This is a genomic window from Pseudomonas sp. H3_C08 (assembly GCF_054669455.1).
In genome coordinates this window covers 3,772,392-3,791,130 of the sequence record NZ_CP162803.1, presented here as the reverse complement: position 1 = coordinate 3,791,130, position 18,739 = coordinate 3,772,392, and the positions used below count along the sequence as shown (strand labels likewise).

Annotated in this window: 10 protein-coding genes; 4 read left to right on the top strand and 6 right to left on the bottom strand. The window is 58.6% G+C overall.

Annotation, left to right across the window (positions count from 1 at the left end; all coding sequences use genetic code 11):
- Positions 1 to 73: 73 nt before the first annotated feature.
- The 4 genes from AB4N74_RS17355 to AB4N74_RS17340 are packed head-to-tail and all read left to right on the top strand — an operon-like array spanning position 74 to position 11,951.
- Complete coding sequence (locus tag AB4N74_RS17355; RefSeq protein ID WP_460096715.1) at positions 74 to 3,814, top strand: Tc toxin subunit A; 3,741 nt, start codon at positions 74 to 76, stop codon at positions 3,812 to 3,814.
- Positions 3,811 to 7,917, top strand: coding sequence for a Tc toxin subunit A-related protein (locus tag AB4N74_RS17350; RefSeq protein ID WP_460096713.1), 4,107 nt, complete (start codon positions 3,811 to 3,813; stop codon positions 7,915 to 7,917). Before AB4N74_RS17355 ends, AB4N74_RS17350 begins: the two co-directional genes overlap by 4 nt.
- A complete protein-coding gene (locus AB4N74_RS17345; RefSeq protein WP_460096712.1) occupies positions 7,910 to 10,441 on the top strand; it encodes a hypothetical protein in 2,532 nt (843 codons plus the stop codon). The genes AB4N74_RS17350 and AB4N74_RS17345 overlap by 8 nt, the downstream gene beginning before the upstream one ends.
- Complete coding sequence (locus AB4N74_RS17340; protein WP_460096710.1) at positions 10,410 to 11,951, top strand: hypothetical protein; 1,542 nt, start codon at positions 10,410 to 10,412, stop codon at positions 11,949 to 11,951. The genes AB4N74_RS17345 and AB4N74_RS17340 overlap by 32 nt, the downstream gene beginning before the upstream one ends.
- Here the strand turns inward: AB4N74_RS17340 and AB4N74_RS17335 are convergent, their stop codons facing one another.
- From AB4N74_RS17335 to AB4N74_RS17310, 6 genes are read right to left on the bottom strand one after another with little or no spacing between them, the layout of a single operon-like run.
- Positions 11,952 to 13,283: a DUF58 domain-containing protein gene (locus tag AB4N74_RS17335; protein ID WP_460096708.1), complete on the bottom strand. Its 1,332-nt coding sequence runs from the start codon at positions 13,281 to 13,283 to the stop codon at positions 11,952 to 11,954.
- Positions 13,280 to 14,281: an AAA family ATPase gene (locus AB4N74_RS17330; RefSeq protein WP_095048231.1), complete on the bottom strand. Its 1,002-nt coding sequence runs from the start codon at positions 14,279 to 14,281 to the stop codon at positions 13,280 to 13,282. The genes AB4N74_RS17335 and AB4N74_RS17330 overlap by 4 nt, the downstream gene beginning before the upstream one ends.
- Entirely contained in the window at positions 14,278 to 15,441 is a 1,164-nt protein-coding gene (locus AB4N74_RS17325) for a DUF4350 domain-containing protein (RefSeq protein ID WP_460096706.1), read from the bottom strand. The genes AB4N74_RS17330 and AB4N74_RS17325 overlap by 4 nt, the downstream gene beginning before the upstream one ends.
- A complete protein-coding gene (locus AB4N74_RS17320; RefSeq protein WP_460096704.1) occupies positions 15,438 to 16,985 on the bottom strand; it encodes a DUF4129 domain-containing protein in 1,548 nt (515 codons plus the stop codon). The genes AB4N74_RS17325 and AB4N74_RS17320 overlap by 4 nt, the downstream gene beginning before the upstream one ends.
- A complete protein-coding gene (locus tag AB4N74_RS17315) occupies positions 16,972 to 17,949 on the bottom strand; it encodes a stage II sporulation protein M (protein ID WP_427119001.1) in 978 nt (325 codons plus the stop codon). Before AB4N74_RS17315 ends, AB4N74_RS17320 begins: the two co-directional genes overlap by 14 nt.
- A complete protein-coding gene (locus AB4N74_RS17310; RefSeq protein ID WP_093430508.1) occupies positions 17,946 to 18,671 on the bottom strand; it encodes an RDD family protein in 726 nt (241 codons plus the stop codon). Before AB4N74_RS17310 ends, AB4N74_RS17315 begins: the two co-directional genes overlap by 4 nt.
- Positions 18,672 to 18,739: the final 68 nt, after the last annotated feature.

The following is an 18,739-nucleotide window of genomic DNA, read 5'->3' as shown; positions in this document are numbered from 1 at the left end:
TTATGGAAAGCTAGGTCCGCCTGACACGACAGTCAGGCGGACCGGGCCCGTTATCGACTCAAGGAATGTGACCATGGCTGATTCACTCCGTCCCGCTGCGCAGTTGTTCATTCAGCTGTTTGGTCAGCAAACGTCCACTGCGCAAAACCGGCTTTCGAAACTCTGGAGTTACGTTGAGGAGGGGGGATCGTTTTTCCCACTGGTCGAAAAGGGTATTCCGTTGCTGGTCGGCGAGTACGGACTTGAGCAGGAAGAGGCGCGACGCTTTTTGCGCCGGGCCAACAGCCTGGCGAGCTATGTGCGGCGTCGGTTTATTGAACATCCTGTGAAGAGGGACAACGCCGGGTCGACAGGACCGTCCAGTGGTTTGATGTCGCTCGTTGACGGGCCGCAACTGGAGCGAATATTCGATCTGCAATTGAGAGCCAAGTGCCCCTCGGATTCTCTGGAGTCCATGTTCGGGCCTTCGGCGTATCTGGTCTTCTTGTATCGCTTGATTCGCGACTTGATCGAATCCGTTGGTGACGACAGCAAGCTGCCGTTGCATGAGCGTCGCACGGATTTGATGACGTTGACGGTCGACAGTAAAGCGGTGAACGCGCCGGAGTCATCAGTCGACGTGATCGTACGCGTGCTACAGGCGTTCATCGCTGCGAACACGGAGGTTCCAATTGAACAGGCATTGATCACAGCACGCTATCCCAACGGTCTGCCGTATTACCAGCATTGGGTCACGGTTGATGGGGTTGCGGGTTTCAGCGGACGATCAGTGGGGGATTTTACCAACATCGTTGACGGCAAATTCCCCAACTTCTTGCATTCCGCGTCCCTGACGAGGCTTGCCGCTGCTGCTCTGGCGCATGCCTCTCGGCTGGGCCCTTACCAGCAGCGGCTGCTTACTGAGGAATACACATATCCCGAAGATATGTATCAGTTCTATCTGGAGAACTTTGGTACCGAAGACACTGAGTATCTGAATCTCAATCAGATATTTTTTTTGGCTCAACGTACGAATCTTGTGGCCGAGGAGGTTACAAGTCTTTTTTCGGTTGGGGACTATGCGCCGCGGCGCTCGGACAATGTCGAATACCCTGAAAAGCCCGATGTCCCGGAAGGTGGTCGATCCGGCTCGGTTTACATCAATGATAATGCTCACCCCGCTATCGGTATCACCACGCAGTCAGGGAATAATTTTCATCGGATAATCGTTAATCCCAATACCCCAAGAGGCTTGAATACATTTGATCGACTCAACCGCAAGTTGCGCCTCGACAAATGGCTGAATCTGTCCCCTGAGCAGACTGACGCCCTGTTGGTGGCAGCAATCAGGGCGCAAGCGCGTGGAGCCGAAAAGCCTGAGGTGTGGGCGATTTCGGTCAACGTGATCCATGCATTGGGTCTGTTTCAGCGACTGCGTGAACGCTACAACTGCACGGCGGCGGATTTCGCCGTGTTTCTCGATGAACTGTCACTGTACGGTCGCGGTGATGCCCTGTCGCAGTTCGATCAGGTCTTCAACAATCAGGACAATTATCGCGAGCCGCTGAGACTCGACGGCACACCGTTTGCGCTGATACCGACATCAGACCAAGACAATCTGACGGTCAGCCAGCTATGCAGTGGTTTGGGGATCGATCTTCAGACTTACCACTACCTGGCGCTGGCGATAGCCCAGGCTCATGATCTTACCGATAATCTGGTGCGCAGTGCGCCGGTCATTTCCAGTTTTTACCGTCTGGTAAAACTGCCCCGGCTGTTGAATATCACGCCGGTCGAAGGCGTGTTGATGCTCAGTGTGCTGGGGGGAGAAACCTGGCTCAAAGGGCTGGCTGGCAAGCCGCGTATTGTCGACGTGGCGGTTGATGACAGCCGCATTGACGTCACCTCTGGCGATCCGGGTGTGCTGAGCCTGATCGAAGCCATGCAGGCCTGCGTGCAATGGTGCGAGCAAAGCAACATGTCGGTGCTGTGGATGTTGCAGCACGTGAGTGCACCACTGCGTCTGAGCGATTTCTCCCAGCAGGACCAGCAGTTCTTCGACAAGATCGGCACCCTCCTGCCCAGCGCGCGGTTATCCAATAATTCTTTTCTCGTAGCCGGTATTCCGCCGGCCGGAGAAAGCGACTGGCTGGATTTACTGTCGATTGACAGTGAGGGGCTGGCGCCGGTTGTCGATGTCAATGGGCTGATACTGGCCACTGCCATGACGCCGGAGGATTATTCGGCCTTTGCCCGCGAGAAGCTCGAATGGGCCGTCAGGAACGGCCTGGACATTGAGGAAGCCCAGGTCAGCGTCTTGGCCGAGATCATGCTCACCGTTCTTCTGCAGGCCAGAGACGCTCAAGTGTCGCTGGTCAGGGAGTCGCTGGCAGTCTACGCCGGCATCGAGGGCGAATTGGCCGTTCTGGTGCTGAACTGGGTCGATGCTTCGGTGTACCAACTGTTGCGCCAGGTGTATGACCGCACTGACCTCGAACCGCCAGCGACGCAGCGCAGGCGCGACGAACCTTCAGATCCTTTACTCGAATTGCTGGCTGTTGTGCGCCAGCGCGCCGAAGTCGTTTCAATGCTGGGTTTGAGTGCGGCCCTGCTCCGGGATTATCTGGATTATGGATATGAGGCGTGGGTCGACCAAAGCATCATCATCGATCCCTCTCAAAAATATGTGTTCTCGGTGCGCGTACTTTACGCGATGACCACGCTGACCCGCGCGTTCAGCATGAGTGCACAGCCGGAACAGAAATTGCTGGACTATCTGCGTCAGGTCCATTCGCTTCCTGCCCGACCCAGCGAGGATGCATTGCGGGTGGTGCAGCAGGCAGCAGCCATCAAACTGGCTGAATTCTTTGCCTGGAGCGCGCAGGAAGTCAGCGAATGTGTTCGCCATATCGATCCTGAAACCCAAGTGTTGAAAACCCTGGAACAACTGGATCTGCTGATACGCGTTTACCAGTTGTCGATGCAGACCGGTATGGATGCCCGGACCATTTTGCGGATCGGTACCTTGCCGGAGACAACCGATGCCAGCGAGGCCTATGCCCAGGCAGCTGAACTGGCTTTGCTCAGTCAGACCCAGACGCGTGTGCCTGTCGTGCAAGCACCGGGCGAACTGAAGCAGTTGGTCAGGATGACTTGCGCAGTAGAACCGACGGAAGTCTTCGCTAGTAAAAAAGATGAGAAAGCGATCATTACGATGACGCTCACCGACGCCCGAGGCGCAGCGTTGAAAGGCATCGCTGTTGATTGGCACTCCGAGCTAGGGACCATCAGATCGGGCATCACCGATCCCGAAGGAGTCCTCACGGCTGAGTATTTTCCGGGCACAGTCTTGGGCACGGACAGCCTTTATTTTTCCCTGAGCCTGCTCGAGCCTGAGTGGGCAGTGAGCATCGACGTTATCGCCCACGCCGAGAGCATGAATTTCCCGACCGGGCTTATGTCTCCGGTGCCAACGGAGGTCGTGCCGCTTGGTCAGGAAATCACACTCTACGCCACGATGGTGGACCGGTACGGAAACCTTGGGGCCAACATGCTGGTGGACTGGGCCTGGGAGGTAGAAACAGATCCCGAAGAAAGGCCAACGATCCGTCCGGCACAGGGGTTCACCAATCAGCAAGGTCAAACCACGGTTTATATCACCAGCGATTTCAGCGGTGAATTCGAAGTCGGTATACGCAGCCTGGCAAGCGGCTTGGGGACACTCTTCGAACCCATCAGGTTTGGGGTGACGCAAGGCCGCAGCCACGCGCTTGAACAAGCGTCAACGCCTTCCGCCAGTGACTCGGGAACCTCTTCCACGGAGCAAGGATCATGACATCGAACAACATTGGCCTGTTGCAGGAAAAACGTCGTACCGCGTTGCTTGAGTATTGCATCGGGCAAGTAAAGGCGGAGCGTTACCCGCCTTTGCGGACCCCGGAGGACGTGTTCGAATTGCTGCGCATCGACCCGTTGGACAGTGCTCGTGTGCAGACGTCGGGGGTTGCCGAAGCGATCAGTTGTGCGCAGCAATATATCAGTGCGGTGTACAACAAAATGGAGCCCGGTTTCGAAAACCACGAGTTTCCCTCTGAGCAGCTGGAAAACTGGGCGCTGTACAACAACTACTCGGACTGGGCCGCAGTGCAGATGATCGCGCTCTACCCGGAAAACTACATCAATCCGTTCGTCCGTCAGCGTAAGACGGATCTGTTCAAGGCCCTTGAAAACAACCTCAACCAGGCCCGTTTGAACAGCGATTCGGTTCAAGCCGCGCTACAGGATTACTTGCAAGCCTTCGAACAGATCTGCGATCTGGATGTTGTCAGTGGCTACATGGACGGCACGACCCCGGAGCGCGCCGATTATTACTTTGTCGGGCGTCAGCGGGTGCCGCCGTTCCAGTACTTCTGGCGCAAGGCGCAAATCGAGATCACGCCCACGTGTGTGGCCGTCAACCCGGCGGCGTGGAGTGAATGGAAAGCGGTGGATATTCAACCTGCCGGGCGGGTGCTGGACATGCGTCCGGTGGTCTGGAATGGCCGACTGTGTCTGGTCTGGGCGGAGTGGCGGGACAAGGTCGGCGAGATCATCAAAGCCGTCCCCGCGGATCCCTCAAAGGACGACAGATCCCGATTCGTGCCCCATCAGCTGGATATCAATGTGGCCTTCATGAGGCAGAACGGCCAGTGGTCGGCGCCTTTGAATTTACACCATGGCGAGTTTGATGAGGATCTTTCTGCGGGTGCCTGGCTGATTGCAACCGTGTGGGTCGACTCTCAGAATCCCAAAGGCAAGCTCGGGGTATTGCTGGACAATGATAAAACCGGCACAGCTGCCTTGAACGAGACCGCGATCATCGATGTGCTGATGCGCCCCGTTGTTGAAGACGGTGGTACCTGGCTGGAGCTGGCCAAGAATGAGCGATTTGTTTCTGCCTTGACGGTTCAGCACCCCTTGGGTCTTGAGGTTACTGTGGTCCCAAGTGAGTCACCGTCAGGCTCCATGGCAGCTTTTCTGGGGCTGAACGTCTTCGCCATGCGAGTGGGTGACAAAGACGAGCTGACGGTTGAGGGCTTTTGCAGGCCCACAGGTTTGTCAGAGAAGAATACAAACTTCACCTTGCAGTTGGAGAATTCCGCCGGTGGTGACCCGGTGCCGGTGAAGCGTTCGGTGCCTACAGCCGGCGGTTGGACAATGAATTTTTTGGGTACCTTCACTCGACCAAAGGGGACCTGGAACAACGTCAAGTTCACTCTAAGGAATGATACTGAAGGCTTTGGCGGTAAACAGTTTGCTCTGACGATTGTCGATCTCCCGTATTTCCGCGCGCCAACGCTGCTTAAAAACACCACGGATGCCGCCCAGTTCCTCGACTTTCAACTCGGTGATAACTGGGCGTTGCGCTACGTTCGGCTCAATTCGCTGTTCGGTCCCGAGTTGGTCACACGCTCCACTGTCTCTCCTGCGACGCTGATTAATTGGGACTCCCAGCATCTGTCAGAGCCGCCGCCTACCGATGTTGATTTCACGGAACGCAATGGCGCTTTCGACGGTGCCAACGGTCTGTTTTTCTGGGAGCTGTTTTTCCATCTGCCGCATTTGATCGCGACACGCTTGCGTGATGAAGAGCGGTTTGCCGAAGCACAGACGTGGTTGCATTTCATTTTCGATCCCCGGGCCCCTGCCGATAGCAACTCGGTACCCGAGAAACCACGTTTCTGGCGCTGCCGCCCCTTGATCAACGATCTGGGGCATGCCGGTTGTGAAGCCGCGGCGCCCGCCGACCCGGATGCGATTGGATATTCGGCGCCTGTGCATTTGAGGCTGCTGATGTTCATCGAATATGTGAAGAACCTCATGGCCTGGGGGGACTGGCATTACCGCCAACTGACCCGCGAAAGCCTGGTGGCGGCAAAGCTGTGCTATGTACAAGCGGGATCATTGATGGGCAAACCGCCTCTGACTCAAACGGTGAACTTGTGGCAGACCGCGACGCTGGAGAACCTTCTGGCCCAAAGTTGCACGCGTACGGCACTGGAAGCTTTCGAGCAGACATTGAATTACAGCCTGGCAGATGTTCCGGGCGGCTCCGATACGGCTCCCATGCTGGGCATGTTGGGGTGTCCGCCGTTCAGGGCACCCATCAATGATGAGTTGCTCGCGCGGTTCAACGAGCCGCAGTACCGCATGAACAACTTGCGCAACAATTTGACCATTGATGGCAAGCCCATGCTCCTGCCGTTGTTCAACCCACCGACTGACCCGAACCAATTGCTGCGCGCTCTGGCCGCAGGTGGTGTCGGTGGCGCCAGACCGATGGGCGGACGGCTGGTGGTGATTGCGTTTCGCTGGCGCACGATCTTCGAGGTTGCCTTGCGTGCGGTGCAGGCCTTGCAGGATTACGGCAGCCAGGTACTCAATCTGCTTGAGCGGCGTGATCGTGCCGAGCAGGAAGAGCTGCAGCAAAACCATCTGGTGGAGTTGGGTAACTACGCCAAAACCATGCAGGAGCAATCCATCGCTCAGTTGGAGGCGAGCATGACGGCGCTTGAGCAGAGCCGGACAGTGGCTCGGGAACGGGCTGCTGCTTACGCAGCTCGCTATGACGAAAACGTGTCGGCTGTCGAATATCAGGTCATGGCAAACCTGGACCAGTCCAAAGAGCTGGCGCTGACTGCCAAAATCCTCAAACCGGTAGGCGCGGCCTTGGCGGCCGCGCCCAATATCTTCGGTATGGCGAACGGCGGGTTTCGTATCGACAAAGTTACCGATGCCATCTGCTTTGGCCTGGAGATAGCTTCGTCGATGCTGCAAATCGATGCCGACAAGCAAGCTACCACCGAAGGCTATCGCCGTCGCCGCAATGAATGGGGGCTGCAACGCGATCAGGCGCTGGCAGAAATCGCGGCCATCGATGCGCAAATCGTCGCGCAGAACCATGCGATTGATGCGGCCAGAACCAACCTCGCGCAAACGCTACGAGCTAACGCTCAGGCGTTGACGATGTACAACTATCTGAAAAAACGCGCGACCAATGCCGAATTGTTCGGCTGGATGCTGGGCCAGCTCAAGGCCTTGCACTATCAGGCTTACGACGCAGTAGTCAGTCTGTGCCTTAGCGCGCAAGCGGCGATGAGCGCCGAAACCGGCGATTACGATTCACATATTCCCTTGCCGCAGGTCTGGCAGGATCAACGCCACGGTTTGACTGCTGGCGAGCATCTGCGCGCGTACCTGCTGCGTATGGAACGTGAGTACTTGCAACGCACCGAGCGGCGTCTGGAACTGGTGAAAACCATCTCGTTGCGTCGCCTGTTCAATGACGCAACTGACCCTCAGGGCGTTGGTAGTTGGGAGGCTGCATTGGCGCAATTGCAGACGAACGGCTCGCTGGAATTCAAACTCACCCAACTGCTGTTCGATCGGGACTATCCGGGACATTTCTGCCGGCAGATCAGTTCGGTGGAAGTCGACTTGCCAGTGCTGACGGGGCCTTTCGAGGACGTGCGCGCGACCTTGCTGCAGGTCGGCAGCATGACCGCCAGCCGGGCTTCGGTGCAGTCAGTGCAGTACTTGCACAATCCTGGTCCTGGGGTAGTGGCCCCTTCTGATGTGCTGTTCAACTTGCGTCCGGGCCAGCAGATCGCCCTGTCGGTGGGTATTGCCGACAACGGCATGGAGGCGGCGAAGCCAGACGAAGGTTTGCTCTATCCATTCGAAAATACCGGTGTGGTGTCCGCCTGGGAGCTGAAATGGCCATGGCATAAAGAACCGCCGCAGGAGGCCACGCTGCGCTCGATGAACGATTTCATTTTGCGCATTCGCTACACGTGCAAGAGCGGAGATCAGTCGTTTACCGATTCGGTGAAGGAGTTGGTCAATGCAGCACAAGAGGGCCTGGCCGGCAAGGGCAAGGGAGTGCGCAGTCATGAATAATCCTATCGTTCAGGTGAATGAAAACCTGGTGTGCAACGGTGATTTCGAAGAAAGGTTCGATTGTTGGGCAAGGACGGGGGCGGTTGCCATAGGCCTGGCGTATTACGACAACACGCCTGTCAAGCACATCAAAGCGCCGAAGGGCGCGGGTGTCACGCAGGACGTCACACTTCCCAGAGATCCTGATGGCAATGGTGCTTATTGGCTGAGTTTTCTGTGGGAAAGCAGTTTCAGCCAATCAGGCTGGGTGAGGATTTCTCAGGGAGAAATCGAGCATTACCGCATCGAACTCAAACCCGTGGGTAAACCTGATCAGGCACAACAGCGCGAGGGTTTCGGATCAGGGCCAGAGAGGCGTTTCAGTCCGACCCTGCATGAAGTGGAACTGACATCGGACATCTCAAGCTCAAAGCCGCTGCGCATCGAAATATACAGCTCGACAGAGTCTTCAAGTCCATTTGGCGAACTCTGGGTTACGCGCGTCAAAGTCGAGTTGAAACTCGCGCCACTTGAGTTGCAGGAAGTTGAGCTGGACGGCATGTCGTTCCCGCCCTTGCGCAAAATGTACCTGTGTCAGGGCGCCAGCAGGGGCGGAGCTTTTGGCAGCGACGCATTGATCACACCCCACGTACTCGGTTTTGTACCTGTGCCGGATAACCCTTGGGACGGCACCCCGGTTGCATTGAGCATCGACAATAACCCGCAGGGCGCGATTGTCGCGACGCCTGCTTGGGACACCCCGCAATCGCTGGACGTGCCATGGACGCTCGATTGCCCGTTAATCGATGATCAGGACTACGAATTCACCCTGAGCTTGTGCAACCGTTACACCGCGCAGGCCTACGAGATCCCCGTATCGCTGGGGCATCATCGACTGATTTTTCGTGAGGTGGTCGAGGCCGCTTACTACCCGTTGATTGAGCAAAGTGTCCGTTTGGGTGTGCAAGTAGCGTCGTATTACACCGGCCAGCCATTTGCCGGGCTTACGGTGAACTGGGCGACCGCCGAGCACGGGGTGTTGGCGGCCACCGTTACTGATGAACAAGGTTGGGCTTACTTCGATTATGAGGCGAAGGCAGCAGGGGACTTCGTTATTGAAGCCTCTGTGGTCAGCCTTTATTACGAGCAGGGTGTGTGGACTCAGACGTTTGACGTACTGGTACTGGGCGAGGATCCGTGGGCACGGTTGACTGTCCGTGAAAACAACGAAATCAGGGACTGGATTGATAACAGTTATCCGAACCGGGGTTCTACCCATTTCATTGATGTAATGCTGGCGGCCAACAGTCGTCTGCGAGGCAGCGACTTCTATCTGCATTGGCACGGTGACAAGCCTGGGCAACTGGGTGTCGTGGTCAGTCCGCCACTGGAAACATCGGTTCTCATGCCGATCGATGGAGGGGGCACTGCATCCTGGACGCTGAACTGCGAAGACCGGCGCGACGGGATATTCGAGTTGTCACTGGTCTGCTCGAAGCTGTTGTTGCCGTCGCCCAGAAAACGTATGTCGCTGGCGCGCAACAGGATCAGGATCAAAGAGGTGCGTCAGGCCGAGAATAGTCCGGTGGTGGAGGAACACGAAAGTGCGTACCTGCGCTTGCAAGTGGTGCATGTTACTGATCAGGGCGACGGCGAACCGGTGATCGGTGCGCTGGTCGAGTGGCAAATGGCCGAAAGCGTCGTGCAGAGCCAAACGGGAAGCGGTGGTTGGGGGAGCCTGAAGTTTTACACCAGAGAACACGGGATTCATGCGATCACCGCGGCGGTCCGAGCGCATGAATCGGCCGAGTCGCATGAGTGCGAATTCAGCGTGACCGCGATTGCCAGGAGTTCATGGAAAGACAAAGTCAACATCACGTTTGATCGCGGCTACATCGACAATGTTTGGGGGCTTTTCTGCCGACGAGGCCAATCCCATTCCCTGCAGGTCACGGCGCTTGCCGACAGTCCTCTTATCGGCCAGGAAATCACGTTGGCATGGGGCATTGACGACCCAGGCATCGGGCTGGTGGTGAGTGAACTTGGCGAGCCCAGGGTATTGCGGGCAGATGAACCGCTGATCTGGACTCTGAGTTCTGAATTCGCCAAGAGCCGCAGCAGCATGTTCGGACTGCGGTTGTTGACCGATTCACTGGAAGATCGAGAGTTGCTCGGCCGCTTGGTTTCACCGGATATTTACGATGAGTTCACTCTGGAACTGGATCATATGAGCACCGACCGAGGTCAGTTGCTGTATCCCTGCCTGGGTGCCGTACACCGGTATATTTTCAGAACCAACGCACTGAGTGCCCTGGTGGGGCTTGCCATGGATTTGCAATGGTCCGGAACTCCAGCGTCAGAGATGGACATCGTTCTCGACCCGCCTCCACATAGCCACAATGTTATTGATGAAAGTGGCATGACCTGGACACTGGATTGTTCCGATAGTCAGGGGGGCGGGGCGTTCGGTCTGAAATTCTTGACGGGGGGCTGGCTCGACGGATGTCACCAGAATGCACTTGGGCCACAACAAACTCAGCATTGAAACCGTACGTGAGTCTGCCGTTTTCCCGATCGTGGGTCAGGACCCAGCATGGATGTGGGCGAAAGTACGTTCGGATTTCTCGGAAGCTGCCATGGTTCAAGTGCCAACGCAGTGGAAGGTGGATGGTCATTCTGAAGAACATGTGACTGCTGACGATGGCTGGGCAGGCTTTGCGTATGGGGCAACCACAGGCGGATCGGCAATGGTTGAAGTGTCTGTCAGCAGTCCGTATGACAATGCTACAGATACACGTTCGATGGGGGTCTGTTCGCTGGCCGACGATCCGTGGGCTCGATTGCAGTTCAGTATGGACAACGGACCTGCACAGCCTTTCGGCCAGGACACTGGTTTTGCGCGTCGCAAACTGACCCATAGAATCGATGTAACTGCCCCACAAGACACCTTCTTGTCCGGTCGAAAGTTGACGTTGGGCATGGTCGGCACCGGACCTGAGGCACTCGGCATTCGTTTTACTCAGCCCGTACTCGGTTTGCCAAGAGTTTTCAGCCGCGAGGCGGGATTCACCGATTCCTTCATGGTCGATGACCAGCGTAACGGCAGTTTCGGCTTGTTTCTGGCCTGCGAAAGCCTGGCTCGATGGTCACCTGTCAATGCAATGTCGGTGGGCGAAGGCGCCCAAGTGGTGAAAATCGCCGAGCGTTCGCGGGTTAGCGAGACGCTGTACTGGGGCGAGGCTGTGTCCGAGCAGATCACCGTTGTTTCGGCCATCAGTGGCAGGCCGATGGCGGGGATGAACGTTGTCTGGCGCAGTGCGGATCTTGGCGAGGTGACGACGACCACCAACTTCTATGGCGAGGCGCGGATCCGCTTTGTGCCCAAGACGCCCGGAGCGGCGCAACTGACCGCGACGGTGGGGGACACGCAGTATTCGGAATCGATTTCGTTGCCGTATTTCCTGCATGAACCTCGACAGATCAAGGAACTGTTCAGCGATGATCTGACCGGTTATCCGGGGCAAGAAATTTCAGCTCAGGCTTTGGTGGTTTCAGCCAATACCGGCGAGCCTTTGGCTAATGTCGAAGTGATGTGGGAATACAACAACACATCTTTACCGGCAACACTGACGGGTACCGATGGGATGGCAACGGTGCGCTTTGTCTTGGGCTCTGCAGGTGAGGCAGCGTTGTGGGCGTCGGTAAAGGGCGGCTTGGCTGGCTGGGATGTGGAAACGCTGCGGTTGACTGTCACTGAACGTCCTGCAGTTGTGAAGTCCGTCGTCGCTGCGCCGAATCCGGCTTTCGTGAACGACTGGGTAACCATGACTGCGTTGATCGTAGACAAGGCTTCTGGAGAACCGATGCCGAAAAGGAAAATTCTTGTCTCCATTAACGGCAGGCCATTCATTGATTACAGTACAAATGGCAACGGTAAATACGAAACCTCTTGGAGGGTGATGGATCTGTCGGAAACCGTTTCCCTTGACGTCAAAGTCGAGAATCCTGACGGTACCTCGAGCAGCGGATCTGTGCACGTGCGGATCGAGAGATGATCAAAGCGCCGCACTTCTTTTCCAACTGAGATACCGCGTCACCAGTTCGGCCCCCAGTTCTGCGGGCCGGACATCCACCACCGGAACGCCATGAGCGCTCAACCGCTCATGGAGTTCTGCCCGCTCATTCAGGTAACTCACCGTGCCGCAGTAAGCCAGCGCTTCGGGCAGCGTTTGCACCGTGGTCTGGCGTAACGTGTCCAGCGCTTCTTCGCGCAGACTGGCCACCAACACCCGATGTTGTGCGCCCAGGCGTTTGACCGCGCTTAGCAGTTCCTCATCGTCCTCATCGCGCAGGTTGGTTACCAGCACCACCAAGGCCCGGCGCTTCTGTCGGGTCAGCAGTTGATTGGCGGCGGCCTGATAATCGGCAGGGCGCTGCGTGCTGTCGAGGTCATAAACCGTGTTGAGCAGCACGTTCAATTGGCCGCTGCCTTTGACCGGCGCGAGATGGTGTGGGTGTTCGCTAGCGAAGGTACTCAAACCCACCGCATCGCCCTGACGCAAGGCTACATAACTGAGCAACAGGCAGGCATTGAGCGCGTGGTCGAAGTGCGACAGTTCATCGTCCTGGCTGCGCATGCGTCGGCCACAGTCGAGCAGGAATATGATCTGCTGATCGCGCTCGTCCTGATATTCACGGGCAATCGGTGAGCGCTGGCGCGCGGTGGCTTTCCAGTCGATCTGGCGCAGGCTGTCGCCTTCTCGAAACTCGCGCAATTGATGGAATTCCAGGCCCTGACCGCGCCGTTGCCGTTGGCGCACGCCGAGCTGGCTGAGCCAATTGTCCACCGCCAGCAACTCACCGCCGTAGAGCCGGGCGAAGTCGGGGTAGACGCGGGTCTGGTCGCTGACCCTGAGCAAGCGTTTGCCTGACCATAATCCCAAGGGGCTGGGCAGGTTGACTTCGCAGTGGGTGAAGTTGAAATGACCGCGTTTGAGCGGGCGCAGACGGTAGCCGAGCAGGCTGCGCTGGCCGGGTTGCAACTCAATCGACAGCGGCAGGTTTTCGAAGCTCAGGCCTTCTGGCGGGTGGTCGAAGAGTTGAATGTGCATCGGCTCGCTGAAGTCGTGTTCGACTTCCAGACGCACCTCACTCCATCGGCCGAGCGCCAGACTGCCGGGCATCTGCCGGGTGATGCGCGGTGTTGGCAAACGGTGCAGACGCAACGCATCCAGCGCCGCCAGAGCCAGCAGCGCGAGCAGCAATCCCCAGTTGATCGATATCAGGCTCGCCGGAGTGTCGATCTGCAGTGTGCGCAACGTGCCCGGCACAATGCCGATGAGCAGCAGCAAGGCCAGCCAGATCAACAGCAGGCGCGAGGGTTTCACAGGCGCGGCGCCGGAACTTGGTCGAGTAATTGTGCGAGCACTTGATCGACCTGCAGGCCTTCGATGTCCAGCTCCGGCGCGATGCGTACGCGATGGCGCAGCACGGCCAGCGCGCAGCCCTTGATGTCGTCGGGAATCACGAACTCGCCGCCACGCAACAAGGCGCGGGCACGGGCGCAACGCACCAGAGCAATCGAGGCGCGCGGCCCGGCGCCGAGGGTCAGCCCCGGCCAGGTGCGCGTGGCGCGCGCCAGGCGCACGGCGTAATCGAGAACCTGATCGTCCAGTGGCAAATCACTGGCAATCCGTTGCAGGGCTTGCACATCCTTGGCCTGCAACACGGTGCGCAGCGGTTGCACATCGAGCATGTCGGCGCGGGTCGAGCGGCAGACCTGGCGCACCATGTTCAGCTCCTGATCGGCGTCGGGGTAGTCCATGCGCACTTTGAGCATGAACCGGTCGAGCTCGGCTTCCGGCAGGGGATAAGTGCCTTCCTGTTCGATCGGGTTCTGCGTGGCGAGGACCATGAACGGTTGCGCGATCGGCAGGGCGCGACCTTCGAGCGTGACCTGGCGCTCCTGCATCGCTTCGAGCAAGGCGGCCTGGGTTTTCGCCGGGGCGCGGTTGATCTCGTCGGCCAGCAGCAGATTGGTGAACAGCGGGCCTTTACGCAGCTTGAACTGCTCGGTTTGCAGGTCGTACACGGCATGGCCGGTGACGTCGCTGGGCATCAGGTCCGGGGTGAATTGAATCCGCGCAAACTCGCCGCCGAAACAACGGGCCAATGCGCGCACCAGCAGGGTTTTGCCCAGTCCCGGCACGCCTTCGAGCAGCACGTGACCGCCGGCGATAAGCGCCGTCAGCACGTCATCGATCACCTGGTTCTGGCCGATCAACGCTTTTTGCAATTCGCCACGTACTGCTTGCGCCAACTGGCTGGCACGCTGGCGTTGCTGGGCGGCGTGGCTGGCGCTGCCGGGCTCGATCTGTTCAGTCATAGCGTGTTCCTCAAAGTTTGCAGGTGGGCGACCTGGCGGCAGAAATCGGCGTTGGACAGGCGCCGATCCGGCACCGGGCTCAGGGCCTGGCTGATGGCGCGGGTGGGTTGTCGGGTCAGGCGTGACAATGCCAGCCACTGTTCGGCAACGTTCAATTGGTCAAAGCCGGGGTGACGGCGACGGGCACGGCGCAGAACGTCCTGTTGCAGTGCTTGCAGCAACGCCTGCTGGCCGTTGTGGCGCAACAGGAAATCGGCGCTGGCGCGCAGGTGTTCCTGCAATTGCCGGCGTCCACTCGGGGTGGGTAATTGCAGTGGGCCGTGACGTACGCCGACGTGCCAGAGCCACAGGCCGATCAACGCGAGCAAAGCGACGATGGCTTGCGGGAAGTAGCGCCAGAGCAAGGTCAGCAGGCCATCGTGCTCGGTGTTGTAGATCAACGTGACGTCGGTGTCGGCGCTCAAATACCAGAGCAGCCAGGCGTTGTCGTATTGGCTGATGGTCTTGTTCTTCCACAACTCGGCGTCGGTGACCACGGTGATCGTGCCCAGGCTGTAGGGCAACTGCATCATGTGCGTGGCCTTGGCGCTGTTGGCCCAGGCTTGCGCCAGATTCTGCGGGTCGTCGAGGTGGAAGTCGGTGTCGAAGCCAGCGTAGGCCGGTGCGTCTTCGTCTTCCAGATAGAGTTTGGTCAGTTGCGGGAAGCGCTCTGGTTCAGTGTCTGCGGGTAAGTCTTTCAGATCCTTGCTCAGGGATTGATGCAGTTGCACGCGATCGAGCAACAGATCGTTGCTTTGTTTGCTCTGCTCATCCCACAGCGACTCGGCGACGAACACCAGCCGCCCGCCTGCGCGGGTCCAGTTCAACACTTGGTCAACCTGACGCGGGGTCATGCGTGAGCGGTCGTTGAACAACAGCAACGTGTGGCTGCGTGGGTCAATGTCCGGGAGTACCGCGAGGCTTTCGGCATGGCTGACGTTGAGCCCGCGTTCACGTAAAAACAGCTCGGCGGCCAGATACGGATTGGCTTGCGCGGCGGGCGAGGGGCCGTGATCGACTTCTTCCTGATAAGGCGTGGCGTTGAGGTAGAGGAACACGCTCAGCGTGCCGATTAACAGGGCTATCAACGCAGCCACCCACCACAGTGTCCGGCGACTCAACGGGCGGCTCCGGGACCAAACAAGGCGCGCCAGCCATCGCACAGCTCCTGCTTCAGGGAAGCTGCCGGGACGCGATGCCCATAGGCCATGTTCTGCCAATGGGTGGTCAGGCTGCGGCTGAAGGCGAGTAGTTCCGGGCGTTGCAATTGTTCAACGTGCGCGAGTACCTGAAGTTCGGTATCGGCGGGTTTCAGGGTCATGTCGAAGTCGTCGAGCAGATGGCTGAGCAGCCCTCGATACAGCAGGCCCAGCGCTGCACGAGGTTGGCTTTGCCAGAGGTGTTCGGCGCTGCCTGCAATGTCGTCAGGCAAGGTGTCGCGGTTCAAGTCCAGACCGAAGGCTTGTTGCGGCAGCGCGCGTTTCGGTTTGGCAGGCAGTCTCGGACGGCGGCTGACGAACGCTTGGAGATAGTCGCGATAACGCCAGATCAGCCAGCCGAACGCAGCAATCACCGTGCCCCACAACAGCATTTCAATAATCTTCGCCAGTCCATTCAAGTGTTGCCCGTCGAGCCAGTCCAGCAGGGTTTTCAGCCACTGTGGCGCTTCACCCGGCTTCTGCGCTTCGGCAGGTTTCGCCGGGTCGTCGCCAAAGCGATAGCGGGTGACGACTTCCTTGTTCTTGAACGGCGGCTGTTCAAGCAATGCCTTGATGCTGTCCCGTGAGGCCTGGCTGGTGAGTGGTTGATTCAACAAGCGCGGTGCCTGCGGACTGTCATCAGGCTCGGCCGCCCACGCCGAAGGCACATTCGGCAGCACCAGAAAGACCGCCAGCAGCACTCCCAATACACCGTTGTTCAGGCGCTGTCGCAAGCGGCGAAACACCAGTTCGATATCCCATGCTTCCAGTTGTGTGCGCCGGTTCAGATAAAGGCTGAACCCGCAGGCGACATAGATCGGCTCCCACACCACCAGCACCAGCGCGTAGAAAGCATTGGTCAGGTGTTCGAGCCAGTGCCAGTCTTGATCCGCCGCGAGAATCAGTGACTGCCAGCTCCAATCCGTTTCGATTTGCTCCGGAAGCAACATATAGAACAGCACCATCAAGCCGATCCACAGCGCGGATTCCAGGTGCACGCCAATGATGGTCAGCCACTGCGCGGCGCCAGCGTTGCGTTGCAGGAGCACGCGCAAGCGTTGTTGCCTGGCGCTGCCATCGAGGCCTTCGAGTTGCACCACCGGCAGCAGAAAACTGCGGCTGAAACTCAGGCGGCGCCAAGTCAGGCTGGCCAGCAGTTGCGGTTTGAGCAGGCGCGGCCATTCGCGCAGAGCTTGCTTGAGTGTCGGCGTTTCGCCAAACAGCGCTTTCGACAGGATGTACAGCGGCAGACGTTCGTACGCCGGTTTCAGCCACCAGAAGATAAACACCGCCAGCGACGGCGAGTCCCATAGCAACAGGCTGAGCAAAGCGAACAGCGGCAGGGTGACGATCGCCCAACTGGTCATCAGCAGACGCCGATGTTGCTGGCTCATCAGCACGCCGAGGTCCATGGCTTCCCAGGTCGTGCGCGGGCGGATCACCACGGTGGCGTCACTCAGGCGCATGGCGGGTCCTTCCGGCGAACAACAGATAGACCGCGACCAACGTCCAAAGCCCGGCGCCGACCAGATATTTGGTCAAAGGTGTGACACTGGTTTTCGACGACCAATAGGCTTCGATAAACGCGGCAATCAACAGGAACAACATCACCCCGCAGACCAGCAATACGCTCTTGCGCGCCGCCCGTTTCAACGCTTCGCTGCGGGTCAGCCGCCCGGGCGCGATCAACGCCCAGCCGAGTTCCAGGCCCGCCGCCCCGGCGAGGGCGATGGCGCTGAGTTCAAAGGCGCCGTGGGCGATGACGAATGACCAGAAAGTCTGGCCGAAACCGATCTCGCTGAGATGCCCGGCGACCGCGCCGATGACCATGCCGTTGTAGAACAGAAAGAACGCACTGCCGACGCCTAGCAACAAGCCACTGGCGAAAGTCTGAAAGGCAATGCCGATGTTGTGCATCACGTAGTAACCGAACATTACCCAGTCTTCGCTGGCCGCACGTTCGGCGGTGCGTCCGAGGTGGCCGGCGACCGGGTCGTACATGCCTTGCATCTCGCGCACCTGATCGGCGGGGATCAGGTTGTAGACCAGTTCGGGAAATACATACACCAACACGCCGACGCCGATCAGACTGCCGAAGAACAGCAGGCTGGCGACCAGCACAAAGGGCCATTCGGCACGGACCAGGCGGGGGAAGTCGGCGAGGATGAAACTCAGCAGATTGGCGCCGAGTCGACTGCGGTGACGGTAAAGCTGTTGATGTCCGCGCAGCACTTGTTGTTGCAGCGAATCAATGAGGAAACTGCTGTAGCCGCGATCCTGCGCCAACGCCAGATGCTGGCACAGCCGGCGGTAGGCTTTGGGGAAACCGGCGACTTGCGAGGTCTCCTTGCCGCGCTCAAGGCGTTCAAGGGCTAGCGCAAAACGCTCCCATTCGGCCTTGTGCCGCGTTTCGAAAAGACTTTGCTTCATGTCGGGCCCAACAAGCCGCGAGCGATGCCATTGAGTTCAGCCACAGCCTTGGGCGCAGAAATGTGCAATGGCTGGGCGAGCAGGGCTGCCAGTTCATTGACCCGCGCTGACGATAATTCACCTTGGCGCTCGGCAAAACCCAGCACGGCGCGTTGTTCGGCGAGTGTCAGGGGCACTGGTGAGCGTCGAGGTTCGGCATCAGGCAGTTGCGGACGACTGAGCGGGCGTTCGCTGTAGACCACCAATGTGCCGGCGGCGATGTCGCCAAGGCGTTTGAAGGTCGGGTGTTGCAGGCAACTGAGGGTGCCGAGGAAGTAGCCGAAGGGCAGCAGATCGACAAAACGCAGCAGGTTGCGCAGCAACGAGGCCGACCAGCCAACCGGGGTGCCGTCATCGTGCACCACGCGCAACCCCATCCATTGTTTACCCGGCGAGCGGCCCTGACGCAGCACTTCGAACAGCACCATGTACCACCAACTGATCGCAAACAGCAGCAGCGAACCGAGGCCTATGCCGAGCTTGCCGAGAAACGCCAGGGCGATGAACAGCACCCCCATGATCACGCCGCGCAGGGCCAGATCGATCGCAAAGGCTACGGCACGCACCATTAACCCGGCAGGACGCAACGGCAGGTCGATGCCTTCCGGCGTTTCGACCTGATGCCGCGTATCCAGCGGCGGGGCCAGCGGTGCTTTCCTTGGCGGTGCTGTGGTCTCGAGCATGGGCTACCTGGTGTTCGCCTGTTCGGGGTGCAAGTGAGGTCGATGCTAGCAGCCTCTCGGGGGAAAAC

Coding starts and splice junctions, on each gene's coding strand:
- AB4N74_RS17330 (WP_095048231.1), bottom strand. CDS start 14,281: ATGACTGAACAGATCGAGCCCGGCAGCGCCAGCCACGCCGCCCAGCAA.
- AB4N74_RS17350 (WP_460096713.1), top strand. CDS start 3,811: ATGACATCGAACAACATTGGCCTGTTGCAGGAAAAACGTCGTACCGCG.
- AB4N74_RS17320 (WP_460096704.1), bottom strand. CDS start 16,985: ATGCGCCTGAGTGACGCCACCGTGGTGATCCGCCCGCGCACGACCTGG.
- AB4N74_RS17355 (WP_460096715.1), top strand. CDS start 74: ATGGCTGATTCACTCCGTCCCGCTGCGCAGTTGTTCATTCAGCTGTTT.
- AB4N74_RS17345 (WP_460096712.1), top strand. CDS start 7,910: ATGAATAATCCTATCGTTCAGGTGAATGAAAACCTGGTGTGCAACGGT.
- AB4N74_RS17340 (WP_460096710.1), top strand. CDS start 10,410: ATGCACTTGGGCCACAACAAACTCAGCATTGAAACCGTACGTGAGTCT.
- AB4N74_RS17315 (WP_427119001.1), bottom strand. CDS start 17,949: ATGAAGCAAAGTCTTTTCGAAACGCGGCACAAGGCCGAATGGGAGCGT.
- AB4N74_RS17310 (WP_093430508.1), bottom strand. CDS start 18,671: ATGCTCGAGACCACAGCACCGCCAAGGAAAGCACCGCTGGCCCCGCCG.